7 protein-coding genes are annotated in these 12,803 nt (G+C 34.5%); 5 read left to right on the top strand and 2 right to left on the bottom strand.

Annotated elements, in window-relative coordinates:
- Positions 1-180 precede the first annotated feature (180 nt).
- The gene (gene glpK / locus ACM9HF_RS01310; protein ID WP_473613831.1) at positions 181-1,659 is read right to left on the bottom strand and encodes a glycerol kinase GlpK; all 1,479 of its coding nucleotides are present in this window, start codon (positions 1,657-1,659) and stop codon (positions 181-183) included.
- A gap of 250 nt (positions 1,660-1,909) precedes the next feature.
- Here glpK and ACM9HF_RS01305 point away from each other — a divergent pair, with 250 nt between their 5' ends.
- The 5 genes from ACM9HF_RS01305 to ACM9HF_RS01285 all read left to right on the top strand — a co-directional run bounded on the left by ACM9HF_RS01305 (position 1,910) and on the right by ACM9HF_RS01285 (position 9,918).
- Entirely contained in the window at positions 1,910-2,668 is a 759-nt protein-coding gene (locus ACM9HF_RS01305; protein ID WP_473613827.1) for a DeoR/GlpR family transcriptional regulator, read from the top strand.
- Between the two features lie 197 nt (positions 2,669-2,865).
- Positions 2,866-4,368 (top strand): glycerol-3-phosphate dehydrogenase, encoded by a 1,503-nt coding sequence (gene glpD, locus ACM9HF_RS01300; RefSeq protein ID WP_473613823.1) that lies wholly within the window; start codon positions 2,866-2,868, stop codon positions 4,366-4,368.
- 386 nt (positions 4,369-4,754) lie between these two features.
- Positions 4,755-5,738, top strand: coding sequence for a Gfo/Idh/MocA family protein (locus ACM9HF_RS01295; protein WP_473613821.1), 984 nt, complete (start codon positions 4,755-4,757; stop codon positions 5,736-5,738).
- A gap of 38 nt (positions 5,739-5,776) precedes the next feature.
- The gene (locus tag ACM9HF_RS01290; RefSeq protein ID WP_473613817.1) at positions 5,777-7,147 is read left to right on the top strand and encodes an alpha/beta hydrolase family protein; all 1,371 of its coding nucleotides are present in this window, start codon (positions 5,777-5,779) and stop codon (positions 7,145-7,147) included.
- A 188-nt stretch (positions 7,148-7,335) separates the two neighbouring features.
- Positions 7,336-9,918: an EAL domain-containing protein gene (locus tag ACM9HF_RS01285; protein WP_473613813.1), complete on the top strand. Its 2,583-nt coding sequence runs from the start codon at positions 7,336-7,338 to the stop codon at positions 9,916-9,918.
- 426 nt (positions 9,919-10,344) lie between these two features.
- On the opposite strand, the gene ACM9HF_RS01280 is transcribed toward ACM9HF_RS01285, so the two are convergent.
- Positions 10,345-12,732: a TonB-dependent receptor gene (locus tag ACM9HF_RS01280; RefSeq protein WP_473613809.1), complete on the bottom strand. Its 2,388-nt coding sequence runs from the start codon at positions 12,730-12,732 to the stop codon at positions 10,345-10,347.
- Positions 12,733-12,803: the final 71 nt, after the last annotated feature.

Genomic DNA, 12,803 nt, shown 5'->3' with positions numbered 1-12,803 from the left:
TCTTCCCCTTTGTTGTGTTATGTTTGACGACTTGTTGTTAACTTATACTCTTACGTAAGTATTCTTATATAAGAGATTTTATATAGTTAATCTTATATAAAATTGCGCAGAATAAATTACCTCTTACCCACGCAAACTTTATGCTTTGTTATTTAATTATTTTTATCTGTTAGTCTGTAACTAGCTTCGCACTTTATCTATTGCGGCTGTCCACTGGCTATATAGGTTATTTCTTTGTTCGGTAGGCATATTAGGCTTAAACTTTCGATCGCAATGCCACATTTTAGCTAACTCATCTGTAGATGAAAAAACACCTGCTTGCAAACCAGCTAAATATGCAACACCTAATGCCGTTGTTTCTATAATTTTAGGGCGTTCTACTTCAGCCCCTAAGATATTTGAAAGAAAAGACAGTACCCAATTATTGGCCACCATACCGCCATCAACTCTTAATTTTGTAGGTCTTAAGCCATCACTTTCCATCGCTTTTTGCAGATCTTTTGTTTGATAGCAAACCGACTGTAACGCCGCAGTAACTATTTCTTTAATGCCAGAATCACGTGTTAAACCAAGGATTGCACCACGAGCATTAGGATCCCAATACGGTGCACCTAACCCTGTAAACGCAGGTACTAACATAACACCGTGGTCATAAGGCATACCTGCAACAATACTTTCTGTTTCGCTGGCGTTACTAATAAGTTTTAGCCCGTCACGTATCCATTGAATGGTTGCCCCTGCCATAAAAATACTACCTTCAATAGCATAGGTAGGTTTACCGTTTAAGCGATATGCAACGGTTGTTAATAATTTATTTTTAGATTTTAAAGCTTTATCACCCGTATTTAGCATTAAGAAACAACCTGTACCGTAGGTACTTTTAGCCATTCCTTCTTTAAAACATGCTTGACCAAATAAGGCGGCTTGCTGATCACCTGCTACACCCAAAATAGGAATAGGCGCACCTAATAGTTCAGGCGCACAAATACCAAACTCACAGGATGAGTCCATAACTTCAGGTAACATTGAATGAGGAATATCGAAAAGTGAAAGAAGCTCTTGATCCCACTCTTGGGTATGAATATTAAAAATCATAGTACGCGAAGCATTAGTTGCATCAGTTCTATGTACTTCACCTTGAGTTAAATGCCATAGAATAAAGCTATCAACCGTACCAAAAGCTAACTCACCTTTGTTGGCTTGTTCTCTAGCGCCTTCAACATTATCTAAAATCCATTTGATTTTCGTTGCCGAAAAATAAGGATCAAGTAAAAGGCCTGTTTTACTATTAATAAGCTCAGAAGTTTGTTCTGTCGCGATTGATTCACAATACTTAGCAGTTCTTCTATCCTGCCATACAATAGCGTTATATAAGGTTTTACCGGTTTTTCTATCCCAAACTAATGTAGTTTCACGCTGGTTTGTAACACCAATTGCGATGATTTGACTGGCAGAAACATTATTTTCGTTTAAAACGCGTTTGCATACATCTAATACACTTTCCCAGATATCATTAGGATTATGTTCAACCCAACCATCTTGAGGGAAATGTTGATCAAATTCGGCCTGAGCAACAGCAAAAACGAAACCTTTCTCTGTAAACAGTATAGCTCTAGAGCTTGTTGTCCCCTGATCTATAGATAAAATATATTTGGACATTGTAATATTTATTATTCCAATCACACTAATCAATTTATTCGATAATGCACATAACAAAAAATTAAAGCAACATTTATTTTCAAATACGAACACACTTTGTACTTTTACGAATATACGATTACTTTGGATAACTATGATTTATGTGAGATAATTAAGCTAAGTTCAATGAAGCGTAGTTGATAAAAATTAAAAACGTGTAAATCTTTACCGATATATTTTTTAGCTATAGTAGATGATAGGGTTATTATTCATGAGTTTAAATCAACGGCAAACAGAGTTAGTTGAGTTTGTTCATAAAAATGGTTTTGTTAATATAGACACACTAGTACAACATTTTAATGTTACACCACAAACCATCAGAAGAGATTTAAATAAACTTGCTGAAGATGGTGCTCTTATTAGGCATCATGGAGGAGCTGAAGCAACTTCAAGCAGTGCAAATGCTTCATATCAATCTCGAAAAATAATGAATTTAGATGCAAAAGAACAAATAGCTAAACAAGTAGCAAGCATTATTCCTAATGGTGCTTCTATCTTTATTAATATTGGTACAACAACAGAAACTATTGCTAAAGAGCTACTTAACCATTCTAACCTCAACATAGTGACAAACAATATTCATGTGGCAACGATTTTATCGGTGAAAGAAGATTTTACCGTTATTATTGCAGCCGGAGAGGTTCGTCATAAAGATGGTGGCATTATAGGTGAAGCAACCTGCGATTTTATCAGTCAATTTCATATGGACTTCGGTATTATAGGTATTAGCGGCATAAGCGCTGACGGCTCGTTATTAGACTTTGACTTTAGAGAAGTAAAAGTCGCACAAGCCATTATTGAAAACTCAACCACGGTTATTTTAGCAACTGATCATTCAAAATTTGGCCGAAACGCTATGGTTAAACAAGGCAGTATATCTCAGATAGATCATTTATTTACTGACGAAATTCCACCGGGCGAACTAAGCGAACTTTTAGAAGCACATAATGTAATAACACATGTTATCTAAACAATAGAGTTAAAAAACCATTCATTCTTATTTAAAAATGTAGTTTATCTACATTTTTTTATAACTAAAATTTATTTTTTTCATTTAATTTTCATTTTTACTTGCATATGAACATTAACGAACACTATTATACTCAATAACGAAAATTCGACATTCGAATTTAATAGTAAAAAATTGTTAAAAAGTGAGTAAACTAAATGAGTGATACGTTTGATATCGTTGTAATTGGCGGTGGTATAAACGGAACAGGTATTGCTGCAGATGCGGCAGGTAGAGGCCTTAATGTTCTTTTATGTGAGCAAAATGACTTAGCTTCTGCCACTTCATCAAACAGTAGCAAGTTAATTCATGGTGGTTTACGTTATTTAGAACATTATGAATTTCGTTTAGTAAAAGAAGCACTAGCAGAGCGCGAAGTGTTAATAAAAAATGCTCCTCATATTATTAAACCATTAACGTTTAGATTACCTCATCAACGTCATCTTAGGCCTTCTTGGATGATAAGAGCTGGCTTATTTTTATATGACAATTTAGCTAAACGTGTCACTTTACCTTCTTCAAAAGGAATAAAGTTTTTAGAAGATAGCGTACTTATTCCTTCAATAAAAAAAGGCTTTGAATACTCAGATGGTTGGGTTGATGATGCTCGTTTAGTGGTACTTAATGCAGTTTCAGCTAAAGAAAATAATGCTACTATTCTAACGAGAACACAATGTGTTCACGCGATTAGAGATAACGACCTTTGGGTTGTTACTCTGAAAGATGTATTAACAGGAAAAGAAACTCAAGTTAAAACCAAAGCTATTGTTAATGCATCTGGTCCTTGGGTAGCAAAGTTATTTGATGATGCCTTACCGATAAAATCACCACAAAATATTCGTTTAGTGAAAGGGAGCCATATTGTTGTTCCACGCATCCATGATGAAAAACAAGCTTATATGTTACAAAATTCTGATCAACGTATTGTATTTGTAATACCTTTTGAAGATGAGTTCTCATTAATTGGTACCACCGACATCGAACATAAAGGTGACCCAAGTGCTGTAAGAATTTCTGATGAAGAGATTAATTATCTTATTAATATTACTAATGAATATTTTAACAAAAAAACATCTCGAGAGGATATTGTTACCACCTATTCTGGTGTGAGACCTTTACTCGATGATGAATCAGACTCAGCACAAGCCGTAACTCGGGATTATACCTTAGAACTAAGTGATAAAGATAAGCACACACCTATTTTATCTATTTTTGGCGGAAAAATTACCACCTATAGAAAGCTATCTGAAGCTGCTGTAAACAAAGTATCTCGATATTTTCCAAATATAGGTCCTGCATGGACTAAGTTTAAAGCCTTACCTGGTGGAGATTTTGATAATAAAAGCACCCTTGAAACTGAGTTAGGAAACAAGTACCCATGGTTATCAAATTCTTTAATTATCCGCTATGTTAGAAGTTATGGCTCGTATAGCCATCTTCTACTAAACGATGCAGAAAACGAAGCAGCACTCGGAGAATGTTTTGGTAAAGATCTATACGCGAAAGAAGTTGATTATTTAATAGAAAATGAATGGGCATTAACGGTGGAAGATGTTATTTGGCGACGCACTAAACGCGGTTTGTATTTAAGTGCTGAAGAAATAGAAAGTATAAGCAAGTATATGGAAAATCATCCAAGTGTTATTGCCCGCTCAGCGTAATAGCAATTTGAATAATATCTAATTATTGTAATAGCGTTAAACGCTTTCATTAAAGAATATTCATTCGATTACTCTTTAATGAAAGCGTTTTTTATAAATTCATTAAACTGCAACAATGTTTTCTTTATTTTGAGTTAACCTCTTTCATTATACATAATGCTATTAAATCGTTATCCTAGAAATATACCCGTTATCATTCAAGATTCAGGTTTCAGTGGGAACTAAATAGGCACAGATTTCATGTTCCAGACGAAATCTAAGGTCTACATCCATGTAGGAACTTGACTAAAGTTAATAACGCGGCATAAATTGTTTTTAGACCCCTCGAAGAAGCGCTTGAGTGGTAACGGGTATATATTTTTAACGTTTTTAAGCAAGGAATAAAAATGCGTCAAGTAAAATGGGGAATTATAGGTTGTGGCAACATAGCAAACCAGTTTGCAAAAAGTTTAGCTAAAATAAACTCTGGTACTTTATGTGCGGTAGCGTCTAATACACCTAACAAAGCTAAAACGTTTGCAAAACAGTATGGTACGGATAAATACTATTCAAACTACGACGATTTAGTGAATGATAAAAACATTGATGCTATTTACATTGCAACGCCTCACAATTTTCATTACGAAAACACTAAACTGTGTATTGCGCATAATAAACATGTTTTATGTGAAAAACCTATCACAATAAATGCTAAGCAATTACTTAAATTAACTGAACTAGCTAAAGCTAAAAATGTATTTTTAATGGAAGCCGTTTGGACACGATTTTTACCCGCGATTGAAAAATTACAATCGTTAATAACTGAAGGGATTATTGGTGAGATCGATACACTAAAAGCTCACTTTAGTATTACAGGGAATTTTGCGCCTTCTCATCGATTAATGAATAAAGATTTAGCGGGTGGGGCTTTACTTGATTTAGGTATATATCCCATCACGTTTGCACACCTTGTATTTGGTAAGCATCCTGAAAAAATTAAAAGCTCTGCTGTTATTGGTGAAACAGGTATAGATGAAAGTTCTTTTTACTTATTTGAATATAAAAATGGCCAACGAGCGGTACTTTCTTCGTCAATGAAAGATCACTCTCCTACTGAAGCAATTATTTGCGGCTCTAAAGGTTATATTCGAGTTCCTCATTTTTTAGGTGCAAGAGAAATACATATACACCTTCCCGAGCAGAATACACGTGTTATTAACTTTCCTCGTTCTGAAGATGAAAACTTTGTTTATGAAATTGAACATGCAAATAAATGTATTTCGGCTAATTTAACGCAAAGTCCTACACTCCCTTTGTCTGACTCTCTCGCGATAATTCAAACGATGGATACTTTGAGGGAACAATGGGGACTCGTTTACAAAGAAGATTAACGTTATTTATCTAATTAAAAATCAATTAAGGAAAACTCATGCTTATTAAAAATGTACTACTAAGTTTTAGCTTATTGTCTGCTAGCTTAGTTATTGCAGGATGTAGTCAAAACTTAGTAAAAAACAACACCGAAAGTAACGCATTACCAAAAGAGGTAGCAAATGCTGACACTTATACTAACGCTGAGCAACTTTATCCTCAAGTAAGCGCAAGTATTGCTCCAGAGTTATCTGTTAAAGGTGATTACCCTGTTGGCGTAAAAACTCTTACCATTGTAAATCCAGGACAATTAGATCCTGTTAGCCAAACACTAAAAGACCGAGAACTTAAAATAGAAGTTTGGTATCCAAGTGATAAATCCTTTGTACAAAACGCACCTAAAACCGTTTACAAAAACCAAACAAAATTAGGCCTGCCATTTTCACTCAAAGCCAATGCTTACCGAGATGTTGAAGTTAACTCAACTGAAACTGAAAAATATCCACTCATTGTTTTATCTCATGGCTATACAGGCTATAGAACACTAATGTTTTATCTAGGTGAACATTTAGCGTCTCATGGCTACATTGTAGCTTCAATTGACCACACAGACTCAACTACAGCTGAAATAGATGTGAAAAAAGCCCCCTATGCAGGCTTTGTAAGTACATTACTTAATCGCTCTCGTGATCAACAATTTACATCAAACTACTTCACCACAAGTGACAATTTTCTATCTAACGTTATTGATACAGAAAATGTTGGTCTAATTGGATATTCTATGGGCGGTTACGGCGCAGTAAATACGATAGGCGGATGTTATAATTTTAATGAAAAAACAGCCTCTATGTTCACTGGAATTAAAGATCCTGAACAAATAAAAAAAATCATCCCTGTACTGAACAGCTGTGCTGGAGGCCAATATACTAATACTGTTGTGAGCACAAAGTGGAAAGCAGCAATGGCTTTTGCTCCTTGGGGAAGTCAATATGGTTTGTTCAATCCTGAAAGCGTTAAATCTATTAAAACTCCTATTATGTATTTAGCAGGCAACTTAGATGATATTTCTGATTACACCAGCATCAAAGCCTTATATAACCAAACAGGTTCACAAAATAAATACTTATTAACTTACGAAAACGCTCGACATAATATAGCCCCTCACCCTGCTCCATCAGTATCTTACGCTGATAGTATTGATATGGGACACTATCTAGAAGGCTCATGGAGTACAATTAAGTTAAACAATATAAATAAGCACTTTGCTTTAGCTTTAATGGATTGCCATGTAAAACAAAAAACAGATAGATGTGAATTTCTTAATTTATCTGAAAGTTCGAATCAAAAAACAGCTGACGGCAAGACTTTCGAACCTTGGAAAGGTTTTGAAGATAGATTCGCGACAGGTATGCAGTGGCTTAGTAATTAACCTGACAGCTCCTCCCCATAACTTATTATTAATCGAGTAAGCTATGGGGAAGTATTATACCCATTACCATTCAATTAAATGCTGATTCACCGTGCAATAATCGACTTAAAACGTTAATATTAGAAATCGTAAAAATACTAAGGAAGGTACATAAAATGACTTCTTAGTATTTAGGCTTTCTTTTTCTCATGCGTATAATTTCTTTTTTAGAACAACTTTGCCGAACGTTTAAAACGTTTATCCTTTTCTTTTTTATTTTCTCAGTGTCATTAGTCGTTTGGTTTTTAGCGCAAAACTTATGGAAATTAGATCATTCCACGAATATACATTCACCAGAGATATCGGTTGAGTCTCTTTATTTAATTAATAATAAGCAAGTCAGCGTAAAATACGCACTTAACCATCAAGAGTTATTCAATAAAAAAGAAATTGTTGACGTAAATATTAAAAGTAATAGCTTTTATTGGTTAAAGCTCACGGTTAATAATACAACGTCAGAAGTACTAACACGTGTTTTACAAATTGACGCGCTGCCAGAAGATATTATTTCAAGCTATCAAGTCGCAACAAATATTGAAGCAACAACAGAAATAACAAGAAACCGTTCAGTGTTTCAGCAAGTATTCCCACATATTATTTTTTCTATAAAGCCACAAGAATCCGCAACATTTTTACTACAGCTTAAAACTAGCACAGGAAAATTATCTCCTGCTAAGGTTTTTAATGCTGAACGTTTTAATAAACGCATACACTATTCTATTGCTATATTTGGCGCTTTTATCGGCATTGTTTTACTTATGTCTGTACATAATATGGTTCTTTTCTTGTCCACTAAAGATAAAGTGTATTTTACGTTTATCGCTTATTTGCTCTCTACTTTTTTAGTTTTTTCAACCATGAATACCTATGGTTACTTTATATTTTCAAATGATACTCAGCTATGGTTAAATCAACATAATTTGTATTTTCAGTATTCGCTAAACATCTTTTTTATTATATTTTCTTTGTATTTTTTGCAAGATAATATGATTCATAGAAAACAATATAGAGCCCATTTAACTTTTTGCTTTATCATCATTGTTTTTTTGGTTTTAGGAAGCCACCTTCTGTCTTTCAACAAAACTAATATCACATTAGCCGTGCAATCTTTCCTGTGTGCACTTTGTTTAATTATTGTGTTAAAAAACCTGCATAAAAAGCTCGTATGGGCTAAATTTTATTATGTTTCTTGGTTACCTTTTCTTATAGGTTCTATAATCCAACATATGTTATCTATAGGATGTATAGCTCCTTCTTTTTTAAGTAAAAATGCTTTTATGTTAGGCGTTATGGCTCAAATTGGTTTTATCACTTTAGCCTTAGCTGAAAGAATGAGAAAAAATGAACAAGATAAATTACATTATTTAAGTCATCACGCTCAATCAGGTTTACCAAGACAATTAAATTTAGTTAAAACCATTAAACATTTAAGTCAATCCTTCTCAAATAAACAAAGTTTTTGCGTTGTTGTTGTTCAACCTGAACATATAGAAAAAATAAAACACTACGTAGATGACTCTACGGTATTTTCTTTATTTAAACGTCTTAACAATAACTTAAGCCTATTATTTAAAAATAATAATGCGGTAATCCCACTCACTTTAAACAATGAAAAATTATGTTATATCCATGGTAAGTGCTTAGGCTTCATTATTAACATAGACGCGCTAAATACATCGCCTGAAGTTTTTGTACAATCAGTTCAGCAAGTGATCAGTGAAACTTACATCATTAAAGATCTGAATTTATCGTTAACGGGTGTTATTGGACTAGCCCACTATCCTGTTCATGGATTAACCAGTAAAGATTTAGTTAAAAATGCCGTGCTCGCTATTCGACAAGCAGAAACGACTCCTGAAAAATGGGCTTTTTATCAAACTCATACGCCTGATAAATCAACTTTTTTATTAGAGCTCGCATCAGACATTCAGTTCGCATTGCAAAATAATGAATTTGAAATGTATCACCAACCTCAAATAGATCTTAAAACGAGTAAAGTGTGCGGGAGCGAATGTTTGATACGTTGGAATCACCCTACTCAAGGCTTTATTTCTCCTACGGTATTTATTCCTGTTGCTGAAGATATGGGGCTCATTAATAAAATTACCCTTTGGGTGATTAAACAATCGTTAGCACAACATAGTGTAATTATGGAAGACTATAAAAATCATATGGTGTCTATTAACATTAGCGGCATAGATCTCATTTCTAAAGACTTCTATCAGCAAATGGTTGATATCTTAAATCTTTTTCCTATACCTGCTGATAAGATTATTTTTGAGATCACCGAATCTGCTAATATCGCAAAAAATGAGCACGCAGTACAAGTCATAGAAAAGTTCACAAACTTTGGTGTAACCGTGAGTATTGATGACTTTGGTACGGGCTATTCTTCACTAGCTAATCTAGACAAGCTCCCATTCCAAGAGCTTAAAATAGATAAACAATTCATTGAGAATATTCATAACGACAATAAACGAAAAGTCATTACAGAAACAACCGTAAAAATGGCAAAAGGTGTTGGCCTAGAAGTTGTTGCAGAGGGTATTACAACGAAAGAAGATGAATTAACACTAACGGCATTCGGATGTGATATTGGCCAAGGATATTACTATTCTGAAGCATTACCTATACAAGCCTATTTAAAGTGGCTCTCAGAGCAAGTTAACGGAAAACTGCCTGACAACTTTTATGGCGAGTTTATTCCTGCAAATCAGGCTGACACTAAATAATACCAAGTCCATTAAGTTTTTTTCCTCTCAGCGAGAGTTAAAAGACTTAAAGGTAAGGCATTAATTGAAGAGAATGGTTATTCTCGGTAACTGCACCTGCCTTACCCTAATGTCTTACAGCCGTGTAGGAACCTTGTCAAAATCAATAACGCCGCATATAAGCCTTTTAAACTCGCCCTTGGGAGCTCATAGCAAACTTATTACGGCACAAAATTAATGAAATATAGAATAACTATGTCTAAATAATTTTGCTTGTTCTAAGCTCGCTAATGTAGCTCTGAGTTGAGAACAAACTTAATGGAATTGGTATTACCTCAACTCGATGTATGGAAATAAAAAAGCCTGCTTACGCAGGCTAGTTATATTTATAACTTATATCAATTTGAATAATAAATTGATCAACTTGTTACTACAGTAAAGATATAATTAAAAGCTCGCTCTAAATTGAACACCAAAGTATCTATCAGCGTCACGTGGTACTTGATATCTAAAACCGTCACCACTGTAACTAGTAAAGAATTGCTCGTCAGTTAAGTTTTTACCTATTAATGTAAAACGGTACTTATCGTCATTAAACGAAAAAGCAACACTTGCATTTAATAAAGCATAATCAGGTAATATGACTTCAGGACCAAACTCCCCAATATTACTAGGTAAAGTAGCCACTTGTTCATCGGTATAAACGTACGATGCATTCCAGATAATATTCATACCATCAAGTTCGTTAACGTACTCAGCCGCTAATGAATATTTTAAATCTGGTGAAAATGGAACATCTAAACCAGAACGGTCAGTACAGCTTTCACCTATTGGACAGAAAAAATCATCAATTTCTGCATCAACTTTTGCAGCGCCACCAGAAAGTGTTAAATTGTCCGTTGCCTGCCAAACAAAATCAAATTCAAAGCCTTGTGTTGATACATTACCAGCATTAGTTAAACGCGTTAATGTTACACCACTTGAGTTATCAAAGTTATTTGCTTGAAAGCCTTCTATTTCAGTTTTAAATATTGCGGCATTAAACATAAAATCGTGTGAAGCATATTTATAACCAATTTCATATGCATCGTTAGTTTCTTCGGCAATTGGCGCTGTATCTTGTTCTTGCATATTATAGAAAACGTTAAAACCAGGTCCTTTATAACCTTGAGACCAAGTTGTATATATCATACTGTCATCATTAATATCGTATTGAGCGCCTAATTTAAACGAGGTATTTGTATTATCAGTACCTCCAGCAAAATCAGTATTTTCCGTTGCCGGTTTTACACCAACACCACGTCGGCCATATAAATCATTGCTAATTCGGGTATGAGTAAAATCAATTTCATCATGTGTATAACGTGCACCAAATAATAATCTAAAGTCATCAGAAAAATGGTATTTACCGTCACCAAATAATGCCCAGTTAACAAACTCTGTATGCATATAAGCTGTAGCACTAACTATATCATTAGCATTACAAGTAATTCCTTCTGCTGAAATAAAGTCAGACACTTCAGTTTCTGTAGGAGAATTAATACCTTGCGTGGTTGATAAATAATTTGAGATTGCTTCATTTAGTTGACCACCGTTATTTTGACAACTTGCATCACGTGTGAAATTACGTTCCGAGTCCATTTTCCAGAAGAATGCACCTGCTTGCCAATCTAATTTCTCTCCAAGAGGTGATGCTATACGAACTTCTTGTGAAAACTGACGCCATGTTTGTGGCCCTACATCATGAAGTTGAAAAGGAGGCGTATTATCAAAAGTGACGAGATCTGTTGAGTCACCCGCAATTGAAGTAAAGTCACCTTCTCGATATTCAATGTTCTCCCACTCTCTGTATGCTGTAATTGATGTTAAAGTATAATCACCTAAATCTTTATCAATTTGGACAGAAAATGCGGTAGTGTTGTCAATAGTGCGTGATTCAAAATCATGATCAACTTGACGTTGATTAAGATCAAGATCTGCCACACCATTTACAATACCATTACTGTTAGGTGCCGCTTTTGAACTTGGATTACGTCCACTCGGCAAACCTTCTATATCAGCACAACAATCGTCATTTGATTCTGCACTTTCAAAAATAAAGAGTGCTTTAGTATCTGACGATAATTCCATATCAAGCATAGCTCGAAAGCCTTGCTTGTCGTAACCATTTATATATTCGTTGTTATAAACGTTATAAATATTGCCGTCGTAGCCCGACTTAGTAACAACAATACTTGCTGCGGCACTATCGTTTATCTCACCTTGAATTTTACCTTTAATTTTATATTCATTACCTTGAAACATAGTAGCTTCAATCATACCTTCAGTTTCGCCAGAAGGACGTTTTGTGGTAATATTTACAACGCCAGCAGAAGCATTTTTACCAAATAAAGTACCTTGTGGACCTCTTAAAACTTCAATACGTTCTAAGTCATATAAATCAGTAAAAGCTTGTCCAGAACGGCCTAAAACTACGCCATCTACTACCGTAGATACACTAGGTTCTGCTGCAACACTAAATGAAATGGTACCAATACCACGAACAGTAATGGCTGAATTTCGACTTGTTGTACCTTTTTTAAAGCTTACTGAAGGTACTAAGTTTTGAAGCCCTTCAAAGCTACTTGAAAAAGATGAGTCTATTTGATCGCTACTCAGAACTGAAACCGCTACTGGAATTTCTGAAACTCGTTCAACACGTTTTTGCGACGTTACTGTGATAGTTTCCAGTCCTTCGTCTTTTTTACTTTCTTCTGCATATACTGGCATTGCCACATTTGTTATGGCTAATGCCGACAGAATAGCTAAAGAAAGCTTGTTTTTTTTATTCGTCATAATAGTTCCCCGTTTTTACTTGTTGTTTAATTTTTTTAATTGATATTCATTATTCAGTGCTTTTATTATTT

The organism is Colwellia sp. RE-S-Sl-9, from assembly GCF_048296855.1.
Taxonomy (GTDB): Bacteria; Pseudomonadota; Gammaproteobacteria; order Enterobacterales; family Alteromonadaceae; genus Pseudocolwellia.
Note: the sequence above shows the minus strand (reverse complement) of the source record. Positions and strands in the feature narration are given on the sequence as shown.